18 protein-coding genes are annotated in these 20,256 nt (G+C 67.0%); 16 read left to right on the forward strand and 2 right to left on the reverse strand.

The genetic code is table 11. The features are described 5' to 3' along the window. The first annotated feature begins 37 nt into the window (after positions 1 to 37). From ACFXKN_RS01280 to ACFXKN_RS01355, 16 genes are all read left to right on the forward strand, one after another. Positions 38 to 622, forward strand: coding sequence for a DinB family protein (locus ACFXKN_RS01280; protein WP_378948940.1), 585 nt, complete (start codon positions 38 to 40; stop codon positions 620 to 622). A gap of 99 nt (positions 623 to 721) precedes the next feature. Further along, positions 722 to 1,123, forward strand: coding sequence for a hypothetical protein (locus ACFXKN_RS01285; RefSeq protein ID WP_378948943.1), 402 nt, complete (start codon positions 722 to 724; stop codon positions 1,121 to 1,123). Positions 1,124 to 1,495: 372 nt separating this feature from the next. Beyond that, a complete protein-coding gene (locus tag ACFXKN_RS01290) occupies positions 1,496 to 1,876 on the forward strand; it encodes an NADH-quinone oxidoreductase subunit A (protein ID WP_056819816.1) in 381 nt (126 codons plus the stop codon). Between the two features lie 10 nt (positions 1,877 to 1,886). Next, the gene (locus ACFXKN_RS01295) at positions 1,887 to 2,441 is read left to right on the forward strand and encodes a NuoB/complex I 20 kDa subunit family protein (RefSeq protein ID WP_378913693.1); all 555 of its coding nucleotides are present in this window, start codon (positions 1,887 to 1,889) and stop codon (positions 2,439 to 2,441) included. After that, complete coding sequence (locus ACFXKN_RS01300; protein ID WP_378948946.1) at positions 2,438 to 3,190, forward strand: NADH-quinone oxidoreductase subunit C; 753 nt, start codon at positions 2,438 to 2,440, stop codon at positions 3,188 to 3,190. Before ACFXKN_RS01295 ends, ACFXKN_RS01300 begins: the two co-directional genes overlap by 4 nt. Further along, positions 3,190 to 4,503, forward strand: a complete 1,314-nt coding sequence (gene nuoD / locus ACFXKN_RS01305; protein WP_378948949.1) for an NADH dehydrogenase (quinone) subunit D — start codon at positions 3,190 to 3,192, stop codon at positions 4,501 to 4,503. The genes ACFXKN_RS01300 and nuoD overlap by 1 nt, the downstream gene beginning before the upstream one ends. Before the next feature lie 49 nt (positions 4,504 to 4,552). Next, positions 4,553 to 5,269, forward strand: coding sequence for an NADH-quinone oxidoreductase subunit NuoE (gene nuoE / locus ACFXKN_RS01310; protein WP_378948952.1), 717 nt, complete (start codon positions 4,553 to 4,555; stop codon positions 5,267 to 5,269). Next, entirely contained in the window at positions 5,266 to 6,588 is a 1,323-nt protein-coding gene (gene nuoF, locus ACFXKN_RS01315) for an NADH-quinone oxidoreductase subunit NuoF (protein ID WP_379432133.1), read from the forward strand. The genes nuoE and nuoF overlap by 4 nt, the downstream gene beginning before the upstream one ends. After that, positions 6,585 to 9,044, forward strand: coding sequence for an NADH-quinone oxidoreductase subunit G (locus tag ACFXKN_RS01320; RefSeq protein ID WP_379432134.1), 2,460 nt, complete (start codon positions 6,585 to 6,587; stop codon positions 9,042 to 9,044). The genes nuoF and ACFXKN_RS01320 overlap by 4 nt, the downstream gene beginning before the upstream one ends. Beyond that, positions 9,037 to 10,827 carry an NADH-quinone oxidoreductase subunit NuoH gene (gene nuoH / locus ACFXKN_RS01325; RefSeq protein WP_379432135.1) on the forward strand — a complete coding sequence of 597 codons (1,791 nt, stop codon included), beginning with the start codon at positions 9,037 to 9,039 and terminating at the stop codon, positions 10,825 to 10,827. Before ACFXKN_RS01320 ends, nuoH begins: the two co-directional genes overlap by 8 nt. Continuing rightward, positions 10,824 to 11,660, forward strand: a complete 837-nt coding sequence (locus tag ACFXKN_RS01330) for an NADH-quinone oxidoreductase subunit J (protein ID WP_378948964.1) — start codon at positions 10,824 to 10,826, stop codon at positions 11,658 to 11,660. The genes nuoH and ACFXKN_RS01330 overlap by 4 nt, the downstream gene beginning before the upstream one ends. Next, positions 11,657 to 11,956, forward strand: coding sequence for an NADH-quinone oxidoreductase subunit NuoK (nuoK, locus tag ACFXKN_RS01335; protein WP_056819797.1), 300 nt, complete (start codon positions 11,657 to 11,659; stop codon positions 11,954 to 11,956). The genes ACFXKN_RS01330 and nuoK overlap by 4 nt, the downstream gene beginning before the upstream one ends. Position 11,957: 1 nt before the next feature. Continuing rightward, positions 11,958 to 13,844: an NADH-quinone oxidoreductase subunit L gene (nuoL, locus tag ACFXKN_RS01340; RefSeq protein WP_379432136.1), complete on the forward strand. Its 1,887-nt coding sequence runs from the start codon at positions 11,958 to 11,960 to the stop codon at positions 13,842 to 13,844. After that, the gene (locus tag ACFXKN_RS01345; RefSeq protein WP_378948970.1) at positions 13,841 to 15,463 is read left to right on the forward strand and encodes an NADH-quinone oxidoreductase subunit M; all 1,623 of its coding nucleotides are present in this window, start codon (positions 13,841 to 13,843) and stop codon (positions 15,461 to 15,463) included. The genes nuoL and ACFXKN_RS01345 overlap by 4 nt, the downstream gene beginning before the upstream one ends. Beyond that, positions 15,460 to 17,082 carry an NADH-quinone oxidoreductase subunit NuoN gene (gene nuoN / locus ACFXKN_RS01350; protein WP_378948973.1) on the forward strand — a complete coding sequence of 541 codons (1,623 nt, stop codon included), beginning with the start codon at positions 15,460 to 15,462 and terminating at the stop codon, positions 17,080 to 17,082. Before ACFXKN_RS01345 ends, nuoN begins: the two co-directional genes overlap by 4 nt. Beyond that, positions 17,082 to 17,720, forward strand: a complete 639-nt coding sequence (locus tag ACFXKN_RS01355) for a class I SAM-dependent methyltransferase (RefSeq protein WP_379432137.1) — start codon at positions 17,082 to 17,084, stop codon at positions 17,718 to 17,720. The genes nuoN and ACFXKN_RS01355 overlap by 1 nt, the downstream gene beginning before the upstream one ends. An 18-nt stretch (positions 17,721 to 17,738) precedes the next feature. Here ACFXKN_RS01355 and ACFXKN_RS01360 read toward each other — a convergent pair whose 3' ends face one another. Then, positions 17,739 to 18,524 carry a MerR family transcriptional regulator gene (locus tag ACFXKN_RS01360; protein WP_379432138.1) on the reverse strand — a complete coding sequence of 262 codons (786 nt, stop codon included), beginning with the start codon at positions 18,522 to 18,524 and terminating at the stop codon, positions 17,739 to 17,741. Positions 18,525 to 18,630: 106 nt separating this feature from the next. Then, positions 18,631 to 20,172 (reverse strand): serine hydrolase domain-containing protein, encoded by a 1,542-nt coding sequence (locus ACFXKN_RS01365; RefSeq protein WP_379432139.1) that lies wholly within the window; start codon positions 20,170 to 20,172, stop codon positions 18,631 to 18,633. Positions 20,173 to 20,256: the final 84 nt, after the last annotated feature.

The following is a 20,256-nucleotide window of genomic DNA, read 5'->3' on the forward strand; positions in this document are numbered from 1 at the left end:
ATCCTCGCAGCTACGCCAACTACGAGGAGAGACAACCTTGACGGTCAGCCGCACCATGGCCCCGAGTTTCTTTGCCCAGCCGCTCCGGAATCAGCTCGCCGGTTTCCTCGACGACCATCGCGAGTCATTGCGGAACTGCCTCGACGGGATGACCGAGGCGCAGGCGCGACGCTCACTGGTGTCGTCGCGAACAACGCTGCTCGGCCTGGTCAAGCACGCGACCTTCGTCGAGAGGGTGTGGTTCGACGAGGCGATCAGCTGCCGCTCACGCGCGGAGATCGGAATCCCCGAGACTCCGGACGAATCGTTCGTGCTCGAGGAGTCGGACACGATCGCGTCCATCCGAACCGCCTACGACCAGGCGTGTGACGCGTCCCGAACGGCCGCGGCGGACCTCGACCTCGATGACCTCGTCCACGGCAACCGACGCGGCCCGCTGCCGACGCGGTGGGTCTACCTGCATGTGCTGCGCGAGCTCGCGCAGCACTGCGGACACGCCGATATTCTGCGCGAGCAGATCCTGTCGACCGAACTCGCCGACGACCAACCCGATCAGCCCATCGGAGAAGGCGTTGCGACGATTCCGCTGGGCGGCAACGTCGTCGGAGACGCCGACGGGTAGCTCCCGGACGCCCGCGGCGGAGGTCCTTGCGCCGCAGGCCAACTGCCTGATCCGGCGAACCTGCCACGGTGGCGCCACACCCGGACGTACGATCCGAGCGTGGCCGAATCCAATGGTTCCACCCCCTTGCGTGTGCTGGTCTACAGCAACGATGCCGATACCCGCCAACAGGTGATCCTGGCGCTGGGTCGTAAGCCGCGTGCCGATCTACCCGAGCTCGATTTCTTCGAGGTCGCCACCGCACCGGTGGTCATCGAGCAAATGGATGCGGGTGGGATCGATCTGGCGATCCTCGATGGCGAATCGGCTCCGACCGGTGGCCTCGGTATCGCCAAGCAACTCAAGGACGAGATCGAGCAGTGCCCGCCGGTGGTCGTGCTCACCGGTCGGCCCGATGACGCCTGGCTGGCCAACTGGTCGCGTGCCGAGGCCGCCGTCTCACACCCGATCGACCCCACGCAGCTCACCAACGCGGTCGCCGGGGTCCTGCTCGCCCGCTGACCGGGAGCGTCCGGGCATCGTCCCGAACCGTCGGATAGTCCGCTTCGCACCTTTCTGTTCATCACCACTGGTAATGCCAGTGGTTCGCTGCCGCATGCCCGCTGACGATTACCCCCGTATCGCTCATGAATCGCGGTACCGATATCGATCAAACCCCGCCCCGGAAACGTGCGGCGGAGCCCCGAAACGGCGGTAGTCTGTGCTCTAGCTCACACGAGCACGGGCTCTTGTATAACGCTCCGTCATCGCTGCACAGCCTTGCGCGAGCCCCGGTTCGGCGGACAACGTTGTCGGCCCCGTCTCGCCGAAAGCTGCCGTCCGCGGCCGGGCCACACGGCTCGGCCTGCTCCAGCGAGGAGGGGAAGTGCAGTCGTGAATATCGAGGTGCCCGCACTCGTACTCGGCGCCATCGCCGCGGCGTTCGCGGTGTTCTCCGTCATCATGGCGTCGCTGATCGGCCCGAAACGCTACAACCGGGCCAAGCTCGAACCCTATGAATGCGGCATCGAGCCGACCCCGCACGCCATCGCCGGTGGCCCGGGAAATGCAGCAGGACAGCGCTTTCCGGTGAAGTACTACCTCACGGCGATGCTGTTCATCATCTTCGACATCGAGATCGTGTTCCTCTACCCGTGGGCAGTGCATTTCGACACGCTCGGGCTGTTCGGTCTCGCCGCGATGGCGCTGTTCATCGTCAATGTGTCTGTCGCCTACGCCTACGAGTGGCGTCGCGGCGGCCTCAGCTGGGAATGAGTGGGAAATAATGGGTCTCGAAGAGAAACTGCCAAGCGGGTTCCTGCTGAGCACGGTCGAGGATTTCGCCGGCTACCTGCGTAAGGGCTCGGTCTGGCCCGCCACGTTCGGGCTGGCGTGCTGCGCGATCGAGATGATGGCCACCGGCGCCGGACGATTCGACATCGCCCGCTTCGGCATGGAAGCGTTCCGCGCCTCCCCACGCCAGGCCGATCTGATGATCGTGGCGGGCCGGGTGAGCCAGAAGATGGCGCCGGTGCTGCGCCAGGTCTACGACCAGATGACCGAGCCGAAATGGGTGCTGGCCATGGGGGTCTGCGCGTCCTCGGGCGGCATGTTCAACAACTACGCCATCGTGCAGGGCGTCGACCACATTGTCCCGGTCGACATCTACCTGCCCGGCTGCCCGCCGCGCCCGGAGATGCTACTCAATGCGATCCTGGCGCTGCACGCGAAAATCGCCGAGATGCCGATGGGCGTCAACCGCGAGGAAGCGATCCGCGCCGCCGAAACAGCCGCGCTGGCCAGCACGCCGACCATCCGGATGGAGGGGCTGCTGCGATGACCTTCGACTCCCCCGACAACACCGACAGCCCCGCGGGACAAGAAATTCCGGAGGAATCGCCCGTACAGCCGCAACCGAAACCGCCCGAGGACGAGGTGATCGGCACCCGGCGCGGCATGTTCGGCGTCAGCGGCACCGGCGACACCTCCGGCTACGGCGGCCTGGTCACCCCGGTTGCCCTGCCCGCGGGCACCCCGCCCCCGTACGGCGGCTGGTTCGACGCCTTCGTCGGCACGTTGCGCGCCGCACTCATGGGACGGGTCATCGCCTTCGATACCGTGATCGAGAGGATCGTGGTGTTCCGCGGCGAACTCACCCTGCACGTGCGGCGCGAACACCTCGTCGCCGTCGCGAGCACGCTGCGCGACGACAGCTCCCTGCGATTCGAACTGTGCCTTGGTGTCAACGGCGTGCACTATCCCGACGACGAAGGCCGCGAACTGCACGCCGTCTATCACCTGACGTCGATCACCCACGGCCGCCGCGTGCGGCTGGAAGTGTCCGCGCCCGATGCCGATCCGCACATCCCGTCGCTGTTCTCGGTCTATCCGACAACCGACTGGCACGAACGCGAAACCTACGACTTCTTCGGCATCCTCTTCGACGGGCACCCCTCCCTGACCCGCATCACCATGCCCGACGACTGGCGCGGCCATCCGCAGCGCAAGGACTACCCGCTCGGCGGGATCCCGGTGGAGTACAAGGGCGCGCGCATACCGCCGCCCGACGAGCGGAGGACCTACAGCTGATGACCGACACCGACTTCCGCCGCGACGAACCGCCGGTAGTGACTGTCGCAGGCCAGGACTGGGACCAGGTCAGCGAAGTGATCGACGGCGGCGCCGAAGAACGCATCGTGGTGAACATGGGCCCACAGCACCCCTCCACCCACGGGGTGTTGCGCCTGATCCTCGAGATCGAAGGCGAAACCGTCACCGAGGCCCGTTGCGGCATCGGCTACCTGCACACCGGCATCGAGAAGAACCTGGAATTCCGCAACTGGACCCAGGGCGTCACCTTCGTGACCCGGATGGACTACCTGTCCCCGTTCTTCAACGAAACCGCCTACTGCCTCGGCGTCGAGAAACTCCTCGACATCACCGAGCAGATCCCCGAACGCGCCACCGTGGTGCGGGTGCTGCTGATGGAGCTCAACCGCATCTCCTCGCACCTGGTTGCCCTCGCGACCGGCGCCATGGAACTGGGCGCGCTCACCCCGATGCTGTTCGGCTTCCGTGAACGCGAACTCATCCTCGACGTCTTCGAAACCATCACCGGCCTGCGGATGAACCACGCCTACATCCGCCCCGGCGGCTTGGCCCAGGATCTCCCCGACGACGGCGTCACCAAAGTCCGTGAACTCCTCGACCTGCTGCCCGGCCGGCTCCGCGATATGGAGCACCTGCTCAGCGCAAACCCGATCTGGAAGAAACGCACCCAGGACATCGGTTACCTCGACCTCACCGGCTGCATGGCCCTCGGCATCACCGGCCCCGTCCTGCGCGCCACCGGCCTGCCGCATGATCTGCGCAAATCAGATCCGTATTGCGGTTACGAGAACTACGAATTCGACATCCCGACCACTACCGGTTGTGACTGCTACGGCCGCTACATCATCCGCGTCGCCGAGATGGCCGAGTCGATCAAGATCGTCGAACAGTGCCTGGACAAGCTGCGGCCGGGACCGGTGATGATCGACGACAAGAAGATCGCCTGGCCCGCCGATCTGGAACTGGGCCCCGACGGTCTCGGCAATTCACCCAAGTACATCGGCAAGATCATGGGCACCTCCATGGAATCGCTGATCCACCACTTCAAGATCGTCACCGAGGGCATCAGAGTGCCTGCCGGACAGGTGTATTCGGCGGTGGAATCCCCGCGTGGGGAACTGGGTGTGCACATGGTCAGCGACGGCAGCACCCAGCCGTATCGGGTGCACTACCGCGACCCCTCGTTCACCAACCTGCAAGCGGTGGCCGCGATGTGCGAGGGCGGCATGGTCGCCGACGTGATCGCCTCGGTCGCCAGCATCGACCCTGTCATGGGCGGAGTGGACAGATGAGCAATAGATACCGTCCGGGCACTGACCTCTCACTGTGCGGAGTGGCCCGATGACTATCGAACAGTCCTCCAGCACACCAATTCTCCTGAAGCTCAGCACGCGCCCAGAGCCCTATCCACCGCACGTGCGCGAACGCCTCGAACTGGACGCGAAGGAGATCATCACCCGCTACCCACACCCCCGCTCCGCGCTGCTCCCTCTGCTGCACCTGGTGCAAGCCGAGGAAGGCTGTGTGACCGGCACCGGCATCGACTTCTGCGCCGACCACCTGAACCTCACCGGCGCCGAAGTGACCGCGGTCGCCACGTTCTATTCGATGTACCGGCGCACCCCCACCGGCGACTACCACGTCGGCGTGTGCACGAACACCCTCTGCGCGGTCCTCGGCGGGGACGCCATCTACGAAGCACTGCAACAACATCTGGCAGTAGGACACGGCCAAACGACCCCCGACGGCGCCATCACCCTCGAACACATCGAATGCAACGCCGCCTGCGATTACGCGCCGGTCATGATGGTGAACTGGGAATTCTTCGACAACCAGACCCCCGAATCGGCAATCGCGATCGCCGATGCCCTGCGCGCAGGCCACCAGGTCCGCCCGACCCGCGGCGCACCACTGTGCACGTTCCGTGAGACCGCCCGCATCCTCGCCGGATTCCCCGACGAGCGCCCCGGCGCGCTCGAAGGCGCACCGGGCGCACCCACCTTGGCAGGGCTCGAAACCGGTGCGGCAGAAGATGACTCGGCAGGAGGATCGCGATGACGACGCTCACCCCGGTACTCAGCGAACACTGGGCCACCCCACGATCCTGGACCCTCGAAAGCTACCGCGCGACCGGCGGTTACGACGGACTCCGCGCCGCCCTGCGTACAACGCCCGACGAGGTAATCCAAACCGTCAAAGACGCGGGTCTGCGCGGTCGCGGCGGCGCGGGCTTTCCCACCGGCATGAAATGGTCGTTCATCCCGCAGGGCCCCGGCCCCGACGGCACGACGAAACCGCACTACCTCGTCGTCAACGCCGACGAATCCGAACCCGGCACCTGCAAAGACATCCCGTTGATGCTGGCCACCCCGCACACCCTCATCGAAGGCATCGTGATCGCCGCGTACGCGATCCGGGCGGCGACCGCGTTCATCTACGTCCGTGGCGAAGTGGTGCCGGTGCTGCGCAGGCTCCAAGCCGCCGTCGCCGAGGCCTATTCGGCGGGACTGCTGGGCCACGACATCCTCGGCTCGGGATTCGACCTGGACCTGATCGTGCACGCCGGCGCGGGCGCCTACATCTGCGGTGAGGAAACCGCCCTGCTCGACTCACTGGAAGGCAGGCGCGGGCAGCCCCGGCTGCGCCCACCGTTCCCTGCCGTCGCGGGCCTGTACGCGTGCCCGACAGTGGTCAACAATGTGGAATCCATCGCCAGCGTGCCCTCGATCCTGCGCAACGGCACCGAATGGTTCCGCTCGATGGGCAGCGAGAAGTCACCCGGCTTCACGCTGTATTCCCTGTCGGGACACGTCGCCCGACCTGGCCAGTACGAGGCCCCGCTCGGCATCACTTTGCGCGAGCTGCTCGACTACGCGGGCGGCGTGCGGGCCGGGCACACCCTCAAGTTCTGGACCCCCGGGGGTTCCTCGACGCCGATGTTCACCGACGAACATCTCGACGTCGCCCTCGACTACGAAGGTGTCGCCGCCGCCGGATCCATGTTGGGCACCAAGGCCTTACAGATCTTCGACGACACCACCTGCGTGGTGCGCGCGGTCCTGCGCTGGACCGAGTTCTATGCCCACGAATCGTGCGGTAAATGCACACCGTGCCGTGAAGGCACCTACTGGCTCGTGCAATTGCTGCACCGTCTCGAAGCGGGCCATGGCACCGAGGCCGACCTGGACAAGCTCGCCGACATCGCCGACAACATCAACGGCAAATCGTTCTGCGCGCTCGGTGACGGCGCGGCCAGCCCGATCTTCTCCTCGCTGAAGTACTTCCGCGAGGAATACCTCGCGCATCAGCGACTCGGCGGCTGCCCGTTCGATCCGGCCGCCTCGACCGTATGGGCGCCAGCGAAAGAGGACCGATGACAGCCATTGCCCCGGGTAACAGCAGCGGTGTGGTACCCACCGACATGGTGAGCGTCACCATCGACGACACCACCATCGAGGTGCCCGCCGGAACCCTGCTGATCCGCGCCGCCGAACTGATCGGCGTGCAGATCCCCCGCTTCTGCGACCACCCCCTGCTCGACCCGGTCGGCGCATGCCGGCAGTGCCTCGTCGAAGTGGAAGGGCAGCGAAAGCCGGTCGCCTCCTGCACGATCCCAGTTACCGACGGCATGATCGTGCGCACCCAGATCAGCTCCCCGGTCGCCGAGAAGGCCCAGCGCGGGGTGATGGAGTTGCTGCTCATCAACCATCCGCTGGATTGCCCGGTGTGCGACAAAGGCGGCGAGTGTCCGCTGCAGAACCAGGCGATGTCGACCGGTAGCGCCGAATCCCGCTTCGAGGGTGAGAAACGGACGTACCCGAAGCCGATCCCGTTGTCCACGGCGGTGCTGCTGGACCGGGAGCGGTGCGTGTTGTGCGCACGGTGCACCCGGTTCTCCCAGCAGGTCGCCGGTGACCCGTTCATCGAGCTGATGGATCGTGGTGCGCTGCAACAGGTCGGCATCGCCCAGGCCGAGCCACTCGACTCCTATTTCTCCGGCAATACCGTGCAGATCTGCCCAGTGGGTGCGCTCACCGGCACGTCCTACCGTTTCCGGGCCCGCCCGTTCGACCTGGTCTCCACACCCAGCGTCTGCGAACACTGCGCCTCGGGGTGCGCCCAACGCACCGACCATCGCCGCGGAAAAGTGTTGCGCCGCTTGGCCGGTGACGATCCGCAGGTCAACGAGGAATGGAACTGCGACAAAGGCCGCTGGGCCTTCGCGTACGCCACCGAACGCGACCGCCTCACCACACCGATGGTGCGCGGCTGGGACGGCGTCCTCGCCCCCGCCTCCTGGACAGAAGCCCTCACCGCCGCCGCCGCGGGCCTGAGCGCCGCGATCGGCAATGCCGGAGTACTCGTCGGCGGCCGAGTCACCGAGGAAGAGGCCTACGCGTACAGCAAGTTCGCGCGAATGGTCCTCGCTACCAACGACATCGACTTCCGTAGCAGGGTGCACTCGGAAGAGGAGCAACGATTCCTCGCCGCCCGCGTCGCCGGACGCGGTGTCCAGGTCGACTTCGCCGCGCTCGACAGAGCCCCTGTCGTGCTGCTGGTCGGGTTCGAACCGGAAGAAGAATCGCCCATCGTTTACCTGCGGCTGCGCAAAGCAGCACGGACACGTGGGCAGCGGGTGGTGTCGCTGGCACCGTTCGCGTCCCGCGGCCTCGAACGGATGTCGGGTGCGCTCATCCAAACCCCGCCCTGCGGCGAAGCCGATGTCATCACCTCGATCATGGCCAAGAACTCCGCTGATGCCACCGAACTCATGGCGATGCTGAACACACCGGGCGCGGTCGTCATGGCGGGCGAACGTCTCGCGGGCAGCCCCGGCGCGCTGTCGGCGGTGACCCGGCTGGCCGATGTCACCGGTGCCGCGCTGGCGTGGGTGCCGCGTCGTGCGGGCGAGCGCGGTGCGCTGGAGGCGGGCGCACTGCCTGGCTTGTTGCCCGGCGGCAGGCCCGTGGTGGATCCCGCTGCGCGCCAACAGGTGCGGCATCGCTGGCAGTCCGCAGAACTCCCTGTCACGCTGGGGCGCGATGCCACCGCGATCCTGTCGAGCGCGGCCCAGTTGGGTGCGCTGGTCATCGGCGGTGTCGACCCGGCCGACATGCCCGACCCGGCAGCCGCACTGGCCGCCATCGACGCCGCCCGGTTCGTCGTCAGCCTGGAAATGCGGCACAGCGCCGTCACCGAACGTGCCGACGTCGTCTTCCCGGTGGCGACCGCGATGGAGAAGTCCGGCACCTTCCGCACCTGGGAAGGCCGACCACGCCCCTTCACCGCGGCCTCGCTCGACACCACCCGCCGCGTCGCCGCCCCCCAGTCGGACCTGCGGGTATTGCAATCGCTGGCCGCGCAGATGGGCGTCCCGATCAACTTGCCCGACACCGCCGCCGCCCGCACCGAACTCGACGCGCTCGGCACCTGGAACGGCGCCCCCCTCGCGGCACCGGAGCTGACCAGCCAGACCCGCCCCGTGCCCGGCCCGGGAACGGCCGTGCTGGCCGGCTGGCGGATGCTGCTCGACGCCGGTCGCATGCAAGACGGTGAACCCAACCTCGCCGGCGTCGCCCGCCCGCCCGTCGCACGCCTGTCGGCCGCGACCGCCGCCGAGATCGAAGCCGACGATGCCGATCACGTCATCGTCTACACCGATCGCGGCGAGATCTCGGTGCCGCTGATGATCACGGACCTGCCCGACCGGGTGGTGTGGCTGCCGCTGCACTCGCCCGGCTCGACGGTCGCCGCCGAACTCGGTGTGACACCCGGCGCCGTGGTGCGCCTGCGTCGCGCCGACGACAGGATGAAGGAACACCGTCATGAGTGATCGAGTGCTACTCCTCGCGGCCGACGCCGGACCTGTCTTCGGCACCGACCCGCTGTGGCTGGTGGTGGTCAAGGCGCTCGGCGTGTTCGTCTACCTGATGCTGGTGCCGTTGATCGCGGTATATGCCGAGCGCAAAGTCGTCGCGTGGATGCAGATGCGGATCGGCCCCAACCGGATCGGCCCCGGTGGCATGCTCCAGTCCGTCGCCGACGGTGTGAAGATGGCGCTCAAGGAAGACATCATCCCGGCCATCGTCGACAAGCCGATCTTCGTGCTCGCCCCGATCATCTCGGTGATCCCGGCGTTCATGGCGTTCGCGGTGATCCCGATGGGCCCGGAGGTGTCGATCTTCGGGACGCGCACCGCGTTGCAGCTCACCGACATGCCGGTCGCCGTGCTCTACATCCTCGCCATCACCTCCATCGGCGTGTACGGCATCGTGCTGGCCGGCTGGTCGTCGGGCTCGACGTACCCGCTGCTCGGCGGCCTGCGCTCGACGGCGCAGGTGATCTCCTACGAGATCGCGATGGCACTGACCTTCGCCACGGTGTTCCTGCTGTCGGGCACCATGGCGACCTCCGAGATCGTCGGCGCGCAGGAGGGCACCTGGTACGTCTTCCTGCTGCTGCCGTCGTTCCTCATCTACTGCGTGTCGATGGTCGGCGAAACCAACCGGGCGCCCTTCGACCTGCCCGAAGCCGAAGGTGAACTGGTCGGCGGCTTCCACACCGAGTACTCGTCGCTGAAATTCGCGATGTTCATGCTCGCCGAATACGTGAACATGGCAACGGTGTCGGCGCTGGCGACCACCCTGTTCCTCGGCGGCTGGCGGGCACCGTTCCCGATCAGCCTGTGGGAGGGCGCCAACTCCGGATGGTGGCCGCTGCTGTGGTTCACCCTCAAGGTGTGGACGTTCCTGTTCGTGTTCGTCTGGCTGCGCGGCACCCTGCCCCGGCTGCGCTACGACCAGTTCATGAACCTCGGCTGGAAACTGCTCATCCCCACCTCGCTGGTGTGGGTGATGGTCGTGGCCGGGGCGCGGGTGCTCGACCTCGAAGGCCTCCCCGGGCAGAACCTGATCCTGGTCGGTGTGGGTCTGGTGATCACCGCGGCGATGATCGCGATGTTCCTGCGCGCCGGCCGCAGCAAGGGACTACCACCGTTGCCACCACAGGAGCCCTCGACCTCGTCGGTGTTCCTCGGATTCCCGGTCCCGCCGATGCCACCACGGCCCGCGAACGACGAACCCCAGATCGGCTTGTTCGAACCGCTCGCCGGATTCGCGGTTACCGCCGCCACCATGTTCAAGAAGCCCAATACCGAGTCCTACCCCGAAGAGAAGGTGCCGACCGCACCGCGCTATCACGGTCGCCACCAGCTCAACCGCTACGAGGACGGACTCGAGAAGTGCATCGGCTGCGAACTGTGCGCGTGGGCGTGCCCGGCCGACGCGATCTTCGTCGAAGGTGCCGACAACACCGAGGACGAACGCTTCTCCCCCGGTGAACGCTACGGACGCGTCTACCAGATCAATTACCTGCGCTGCATCGGCTGCGGCCTGTGCATCGAGGCCTGCCCGACGCGCGCACTGACGATGACCAACGAATACGAACTCACCGACGACAACCGCGCCGACCTCATCTACGAGAAGGACCAGCTGCTGGCACCCCTGCAGCCGGGCATGACGCCCGCGCCACACCCGATGGCACCGGGCACGGATGCGGCCGACTACTACCTGGGCCGGGTCGGTCCCGCACCGTCGGAGCAGGAGGTACTGCGATGAGCACCGCACAGATGCTGGCCGCCGAGATCGCCGACACCTCCACCGGCGAGGCCGTGTTGTTCTGGGTGCTCGCCCCGATCGCGGTGCTCGGCGCACTGGGCATGGTGACCGCCGCCAAGGCCGTGCATTCGGCAATGTGCTTGGCCGCCACCATGATCGCGCTCGCCGTGTTCTATATCGCGCAGGGCGCACTGTTTCTCGGCGTCGTGCAGATCGTGGTGTACACGGGCGCGGTGATGATGCTGTTCCTGTTCGTGCTGATGCTCGTCGGCGTCGACTCCGCGGAATCGCTGCGGGAAACGTTGCGCGGACAGCGCATCGCCGCCGCGATCGTCGGGGTCGGATTCGGGTTGCTGTTCATCGGCGGCATCGGCGCGGCCTTGCGTGACAGCGGAACCAGCTTCCCCGGCCGCGGTTTCGGCGACCGTGACGTGATCGCCGAACTCGCCGAGTTGATCTTCCTGCGCTACGTGTGGGCCTTCGAACTCACCGGCGCACTGCTGATCACCGCCACTATCGGTGCGATGGTGCTGGCCCACCGTGAGCAGTTCACGCCCAAGCGCGGGCAGCGCGAAATGTCGCGCGACCGGTTCCGCACCGCGGGCGAACGGGCGACTCCGCTGCCGACACCGGGTGTCTACGCACGCCACAACGCTGTCGACAGCCCCGCCCAGCTCCCCGACGGCTCCTTCGCCGAACTCTCGGTGAGCACGATCCTGCGTCACCGCCGCACCCGCGCTCACACCGAGGCCGCCGTGGCCTCGGTCGGCACGCTGCGTGAGGACGAGATCAGCGACGACAACCCGACGGCCGACGAGGAAGGCAAGCGGTGAACCCCCAGAACTACCTGTTCCTGTCTGCGCTGCTGTTCACCATCGGCGCCGCGGGAGTGTTGTTGCGCCGCAACGCGATCGTGGTGTTCATGTGCGTGGAGCTGATGCTCAACGCGGTGAATCTGGCGTTCGTCACCTTCGCCCGGTTGCACGACAACCTCGACGGTCAGGTGATCGCGTTCTTCACCATGGTGGTCGCCGCCGCCGAGGTCGTCGTCGGCCTGGCCATCATCATGACGATCTTCCGTGCCCGCCGATCGACCTCGGTCGACGACGCGAACCTGCTGAAGTTCTGACATGGGTACCGCGATGCTGTGGCTGCTGCCCGCCCTCCCGCTCGCAGGCGCGATCGTCTTGCTCCTGTTCGGCCACCGCACCGACCGTTGGGGCCCCTACCTGGGTACCGCGGCCGCTGTGGCCTCGTTCGTCGTCGCCCTCGTCGCGTTCTTCGGCATGCTCGGCCGCGCCGACGCCGACCGCGCCGTGCACAAGGAACTGTTCAACTGGGTGCCCGTCGGTGATCTCCAAGTCGGGTTCAGCTTGCAGCTGGACCAGCTCTCGATCTGCTTCGCGCTGCTCATCACCGGTGTCGGGTCGCTGATCCACCTCTACTCGCTGGGCTACATGAGCCACGACCCCGCCAAGCGCCGGTTCTTCGGCTATCTCAACCTGTTCCTGGCCGCCATGCTGGTGCTGGTACTCGCCGACAACTTCCTCGTGCTGTATCTGGGCTGGGAGGGCGTGGGCCTGGCGTCCTATCTGCTGATCGGGTTCTGGTACGAAAAGCCCTCGGCCGCAACGGCAGCCAAGAAGGCGTTCGTGGTGAACCGGGTCGGCGACATGGGCCTGGCCATCGCCATGATGGTCATGTTCGCGACATTCGGTTCCTTCGACTTCCGCACCGTGTTCGCGGCGAGCCCCGGCGCGAGCGAAGGCACCCTCACCGCGATCGGACTGCTGCTGTTGCTGGCCGCGTGCGGCAAATCCGCGCAGGTGCCGCTGCAGTCGTGGCTCGGTGACGCGATGGAAGGCCCCACCCCGGTCTCGGCGCTCATCCACGCCGCCACCATGGTCACCGCCGGTGTGTACCTGATCGCCCGCTCCAACCCGATCTACGATCTCGCCCCGAACGCGCGTACCGCGGTGCTCGCGGTCGGTGCGGTGACGTTGCTGTTCGGCGCCATCATCGGCTGCGCCAAGGACGACATCAAGAAGGCACTGGCCGCCTCGACGATGAGCCAGATCGGGTACATGATCCTGGCCGTCGGCCTCGGCCCCGCCGGCTACGCGTTCGCGATCATGCACCTGCTCACCCACGGCTTCTTCAAGGCCGGGTTGTTCCTCGGTGCCGGTTCGGTGATGCACGCGATGAACGACGAAACCGATATGCGCCGCTACGGCGGCCTGCGCACGCTGATGCCGATCACCTTCATCACCTTCGGCCTCGGCTATCTCGCCATCATCGGAGTGCCACCGTTCTCCGGGTTCTTCTCCAAAGACAAGATCATCGAGGCGGCCTTCGACCACGGCGGATCCACCGGGATCCTGCTGGGCGTGGTCACGCTCCTCGGTGCCGCACTCACCGCCTTCTACATGACCAGGGTCATGCTGATGACGTTCTTCGGCGAGCGCCGATGGAAGCCCGACACCCATCCACACGAGTCACCCACGGTGATGACCGGGCCGATGATCCTGCTCGCGTTCGGATCGGTCTTCGCAGGCGGACTGTTCGTCTGGGGGTCGTCGCTGGTGAACTGGCTCGAACCCGTCGTCGGTTCCCATCACGCGGAACCCGTGATCCCCGCGGCGGTGGTGACCGGCCTCGCTCTGACAGCGGTCGCGATCGGTGTGGCCGTCGCTTACCGCAAATACGCCGAGAGCCCGATCCCCGAGGTCGCACCGGAGCCGGTCAGCGTGCTGACCGGGGCCGCGCGCGACGACCTCTACGGCGACAAGATCAACGAAGCCGTCTTCGAGCGCCCCGGTCGCCACCTCACGAGGGCGCTGGTGTTCCTCGACGCGAAGGGCGTCGACGGGATCGTCAACGGGACCGCCGCGACGATCGGTGGGCTGTCGGCGCGAATCCGCAAGGTGCAGACCGGTTTCGTGCGCTCCTACGCCCTGTCCATGTTCACCGGCGCGGCCCTGGTGGCCGCTGCCCTGCTGGCGGTGAGGTACTGGTGAACTCGTTTCCCTGGCTGACGACACTCTGGCTCGCCCCCGCGATCGGGGCGGGGGCGGTGCTCGTCGTGCCCGCCGCCCGCCGCACTGTGGCGCGCGGCATCGCGTTCGCGGTGTCGATCGGTGTGCTCGCGCTCGCCGTCGTCCTGACGGTCCGGTTCCAGCCCGGCGGTGCGCAGTACCAGTTCGTCGAATCCCACGAATGGATCCCGGCATTCGGCGTCGGTTACACCCTGGGATTGGACGGCATCGCCACCGCCTTGGTCCTGCTGACGGCGGTACTGGTGCCGTTGCTGATCCTGGCGGGCTGGAACGACGACACCGCCACCGGAGACGGCCGCAAGACCACTCACATCTACATGGCGTTGATGCTGCTGGTCGAGGCGATGGTGCTGATCTCGTTTCTCGCCCTCGACATCCTGCTGTTCTACGTCTTCTTCGAAGCGATGCTGATCCCGATGTACTTCCTCATCGGCGGATTCGGCACCCGCACCACCGACACCGCGATCCGGGCCCAACGTTCGCGCGCCGCGGTGAAGTTCCTGCTCTACAACCTGTTCGGTGGGTTGATCATGCTCGCCGCGGTGATCGGGCTGTACGTGCTGACCGCCACGGCAGGCCTCGGCGAGGGATCCGCGGGCACCTTCGATCTGCGCGTTGTGGTCGCCGCGGCCAACAATGGCGAACTCGGGGGCAGCACCGCGGTGCTCAACGCGCTCTTCCTGGGTTTCATGTTCGCCTTCGCGGTGAAAGCGCCACTGTGGCCACTGCATACGTGGCTGCCCGACGCGGCGGTCTCGGCCACCCCGTCCAGCGCGGTGCTCATGATGGCGGTCGTCGACAAGGTCGGCACCTTCGGCATGCTGCGCTACTGCGTGCTGTTGTTCCCCCTGGCGTCGGACACCTTCGCGCCCTTGGTGATCACGCTGGCCGTGATCGGCATCGTCTACGGCGCGCTACTCGCGATCGGCCAAACCGATGTGATGCGCCTGATCGCCTACACCTCGATCTCGCACTTCGGATTCATCATCCTCGGCATCTTCGCCATGACCAGCCAGTCCCAATCCGGGGCGACGCTGTACATGGTCAACCACGGATTGTCCACGGCGGCACTGTTTCTCATCGCCGGATTCCTCGTCTCCCGGCGTGGAACCAGAATGATCGCCGAATACGGCGGCGTGCAGAAGGTCGCGCCGGTTATGGCGGGCACGTTCCTCATCGCCGGCCTGGCCACTCTCTCCCTGCCGGGTCTCGCACCGTTCATCAGTGAATTCCTGGTCCTGGTCGGCACATTCCCGAAATATCAGGTGGCGGCGGTGATCGCGACAGGTGCGCTGGTGCTGGCCGCGATCTACGTGCTGTGGCTGTATCAGCGGTTGATGACCGGCCCGCTGAAGCAGGGCAACGAGCACCTGCGTGATCTGGTGCCGCGCGAGCTGGCCGTGGTGGTGCCGCTGCTGGTCGCCTTGCTGGTGCTCGGCTTCTACCCGAAACCGGTCCTGGATCTGGTGGATCCCGCGGTGGGACACACCCTGTCGACGATCGGTAAGCACGATCCCGCTCCGACTGTCCCCGCTCCCGAAGCAGGTGCGGCCACCCCGCCCGCAGGCGGCCACAAATGAGGACGGACTCCGTGACCATCACCGAGCTCGCGGCCATCGCGCCCGCACCGAGCATCGAATACCACCTGCTCGCCCCGATGCTGATCGTGTTCGCGGTCGGCGTGGTCGGGGTGCTCGTCGAAGCGTTCGTGCCACGGCCCTACCGGTATCTGACGCAGTTGGTGCTCGGGATGGCCGGTGTGATCGGCGCGTTGGTGGCCGTGGTGCTGCTCGCGGGATCCGAGGGCACGGCGGTGGTGGGTGCGGTGGCCGTCGACGGGGTCACGTTGTTCCTGCAGGGCACGATCCTGCTGGTCGCGCTGCTGGGTCTGCTCTTGATCGCCGAGCGCGGCGCGGTGCCGCGGGCGCGCAGCGGGCCGGGCACGTGGAACCGGGCGGCGGCCGCGTTGGATCGAGGGGTCGACGCGTTCACTCCGCAAGCTTCCGCGGTGCCCGGCAGCGCGCACGAACTCGCGGCGGTGCGTTCCGGTGTCTCGACCACCGAGGTGTTCCCGCTGACGATGATCGCGGTCGGTGGTCTGCTGCTGTTTCCCGCGTCGAATGATCTGCTGACGATGTTCGTCGCGCTCGAAGTGCTGTCGCTGCCGCTGTATCTGCTGTGCGGGCTGGCTCGCCGCAGGCGGTTGCTCTCGCAGGAGGCGGCGATGAAGTACTTCCTGCTCGGTGCGTTCTCCTCCGCGTTCTTCCTCTACGGCGTGGCGTTGCTCTACGGGCAGACCGGCACGGTGTCGCTGCCGGGAATCGGTGCGGCACTGGACAAGCAGCCCGAGAACGCGACACTGGCGCTGCTCGGGATCGGGATGCTCGCTGTCGGTCTGCTGTTCAAGATCGGTGCCGTCCCGTTCCAGGCCTGGGTGCCCGATGTGTACCAGGGCGCGCCGACACCGATCACCGCTTTCATGGCCGCCGCCACCAAGATCGCCGCGGTCGGTGCGACCATGCGGGTGCTGATGGTCGGAGTGAATGCGCTGAGCTCGGATTGGCGTCCGGTCATCGCCGCGGTCGCGGTGGCGACGATGGTCGTCGGTGCGATCATGGCGATCACCCAGACCGATGTGAAGCGCATGCTGGCCTACTCCTCGATCGCCCACGCCGGTTTCCTGCTCGTCGGTATCGTCGCCGCCGACACCGCCGGGGTCGCGGCCGTGCTGTTCTATCTGCTGGCCTACGGCTTGGGCACCGTCGGCGCGTTCGCGGTGGTCAGTCTGGTCCGCGACGCGTCCGGTGACGAAGCGACCGCGCTGTCGCAGTGGGCGGGTCTCGGACGCCGATCCCCGTGGCTCGCTTCGGCATTCGCCCTGTTACTGCTGTCTTTCGCCGGTCTGCCACTCACCAGTGGGTTCGTCAGCAAGTTCGCGGTCTTCGCGGCCGCCTCCGGTGCCGGCTACACCCCACTGGTCATCATCGGTGTGCTCTGCAGCGCCATCGCGGCCTTCTTCTACGTCCGCGTCATCGTCCTGATGTTCTTCACCGATCCCCCCGCTGACGCTCCCACCGTGACCGCCCCCTTCGCTACCACCCTGGTCGTGGCCTTCAGCGCGGGCGCCACCCTTCTGCTCGGCATTTTGCCCCAGCCGGTTCTCGACCTCGCCGACCGCTGCGCCCTGTTCATCCGCTGATGCCGACGACACCCAGGCCCGACCCCCGTCCACCGACCAGTCACGAACGCCATGCCGGTCAACCGTGGAACGCGTCCTATCTCGACGGCCCCGCACCGTGGGACATCGGCGCCCCACAACCGGCTGTCGTCCGGCTGGCCGAGGTGGGCGGATTCTCCGGACCTGTCCTCGACGTGGGGTGCGGCACCGGCGACAACGCACTGTTCATCGCCGCCCGTGGCCTGCCGGTGTTCGGCGTCGACGTAGCCGAAACGGCGCTGGCCATCGCCCGGCAAACAGCCGATGACCGCAACGTCGACGTCAATTTCGCCATGGCCGACGCCCTACACCTGCAACGCCTGTACCGCCGCTTCCAAACAATCCTCGACTGCGGTCTTTTCCACGCCTTCGACGAGGTCGAACGCATCGAATACGTCGCGAGCCTGGCCTCGGTCGCCGACGACGGTGCCACTCTGTATGTGTTGTGCTTCAGCGACATCGGCACCGGCACCGGCCCCCATCCGGTCAGCCGGGAAGCCCTCACCACCCCCTTCGCCGACAGTCCCGCATGGCAGATCACGACCATCGCCCCCGAACACCTCCGAACCCGCTTCCACGACTCCACCCCCGCCTGGCTCGCGACCGTCGTCCGCAAGTAACCCTCCGCTCCGGCGCGGTCAGTGGGCGTTCGGTCTGGGGATATGAATGCCGGCGGCGCGGAGCCTGGTTTCGAAAACCGCGGCCCCTCGCGTCGTGGCCGGTGTCTGTTCTTCGCCGTGGCGGGCGATCAGCGTGTACCGGGTGGCGGCCTCGGTGCGGGCTTGCAGGGCAGTCACGACCTTCAGGTGTGCGGGGTTGGCGAGGTAGTGCTCGGCCATGGCGGTGGCGAGCTCGGCGACGCGGGGGTCGTCCGGTTCCCAGGTGGCGGCCTCGGCGGCGCGTTTGATCAAGGCGACGTAGTGCGGGTCGTCGAGGGCGTGCTCGAGATGGGTGAGGTAGTCGTCGAAGCCGTCCGGGACCAGGGCTTTGGCCAGCACCCAGCCCTCCCGGGCGGTCGCCACCTCGTCGGTGGGGAAGCCGAGGCCGGTCATCCGCTCCAGCAGTGCCACCGCGTGGTCGCCCAGCAGCGCGCGGTCGCCGTCGGCGAGACGGTCCAGTGTGTCACGTCGCGCGGTCAAATCCTCGATCCGTTCGGTGAGCTGGCGTCCGACGTCGGCGAGCGCGGCAGCGAAGGACGCGGCGTCGGCGTCGAGCATGGGCCCGATCTCGGCCAGCGGCACCCCGGCAGCGGCCAGCGTCCGGACCTGCACCAGCCGCGACAACTCGGCCGATCCGTACCGCCGGAAACCGGAGCTGTCGCGTTCTGGCTCCTCGATCAGTCCGAGTTTGTGGTAGTGCCGCACGGTCTTCACGGTGACGCCGACGAATGCCGACGCCTGCCCGATCGTGACTCCGTTCCTCATCTGCTCAGCTTGCCTTGTCCTCGGGCGGCAGGGAGCCGCGGTTGTCCACAAGGACAAGCGGACGGCCCGCGCCGAGTTGAGTTCGGCGCGGGCCCCGGTTCCCGTGCTACTGACCCGGATCGGTCTGCCCGCCGCCGAACACCTCGGCGAGGAGCATGTGCTGTGCCTTCTGGAACGGCACCGCCATTGACATCGCGGAGTCGTCCACGCAGGTCAGCGAGGCGGTCATGGTCTTGCTGCCGTCGGGGGTGCTGTACATCAGCGTCGCGTAGCCCGCATGGCCGCCGTTGTGAGTGATGACGATGCCGCCGTCCGGACCCAGGTCCCGCACGAACACCCCCAGTCCGTAGTCCATCGTCGGGATGCCCGTCGGATGCGGCGTGCACATCTCGGCCAGCAGCTCGGCCGGCAGGAGCTTGCCACTCAGCAGCGCGGAGATGAACGTGGCCAGATCCTCGGTGGTAGAGATCATGTCGCCGCCGCAGGGGTTCCAGGACGGGTTGTGGCGGGTGACATCGATGGTCTGCTCCTGGCCGTTCTGCTCGTACCGGTAGTAGGCGTGGGCGTGCGGCTCGGGAATCTCCGGCGAGGTTTCCGGCACCACGGTGCCCGAGAGCCCGAGCGGGCCCAGGATCAGCCGCCCCATCTCCTCGGCGAACGAGCGGCCGGTGACCTTCTCGATCAGCAGCCGGGCCAGCACATAGTTGGTGTTGGAATAGCTCCAGCCGGTGCCCGGTTCGAACCGCGCCGGCTTGGACAGCGCCAGCTCCACCAGCTCCTGCGGTCGGTAGGTCTTGAATCGGTTCTCCACCCACTCCGCACCCAAGGGTGTACCCGGGGCGGGGATCCCCAGCACGATCGTCCCGTCCTCATACATCTCGCCGGTGAAGTTGAAGATCCCGCTGGTGTGCTGCAACAGCATCCGCACCGTGATCCGCTTGTCGAGCCCGAATTCTGGCAGGTAGTCCGTCGCCGGGACATCCAGCTCGATCTTGCCCTCGGCCACCAATTGCAGCACCAGGGCCGCGGTGAAGGTCTTGGTATTGCTGGCGATCCGGACATGCCCGTCGATCGGCGGCTTCGCGCTACCGCCCAGCTCGGCCACCCCAGCGCTGCCGACCCACTCACCCCGCTCATCGTGCACGCGCAGCGACACCCCGAGGAAACCGGACTCGGCGATCTCCTCGATCATCTTCTGCAGCTCCGGGCGATCCTGTCCGGCAGCGGCATTCGGCACGCCGGCCCCGGTGGCATCGAGGGCGGCGGTGATCTTGCGGGCCATCTCGGCTGTCGCCGGGCTGCGCTGCCCCTGCTGGGCCTGGGCGGCGTCGGTAGCGACGAGGACGGTGGTTCGGAAGTTGGCGGCCTCCGCCGGATCCTGCTGCGCGAGCAGGCACATGGCTGCGGTCAGGGCCGGCAGCACCTGGTCGGCGAGTTCTGCCACCGACCTCCCCGTCAGATCGATGTCCTTGGCTTTCGCAGCAAGGACGTGCCCAACCGGTCCGGTCGCGGTGTACAGGGCGATGGAGCCCGCGGTCGCGATCTTGTGGGGCTTGCCGGCGGCACCGGCGGCGGCGATCAGCGAGACGGCGCCGTACGCGGCAGTGCGCAGAGTGCTCTTGTCCTGGTCGGAAAGGGTGATCGACATGGTGCTTTGCTCCATCGAATCGGTGATGTCCGGTCGGCTTCGTGCCGCTGCGACGAGCTTCCACCCTGACCTAAGGTCAACTGC

The organism is Nocardia sp. NPDC059195 (assembly GCF_042754695.1).
Taxonomy (GTDB): domain Bacteria; phylum Actinomycetota; class Actinomycetes; order Mycobacteriales; family Mycobacteriaceae; genus Nocardia.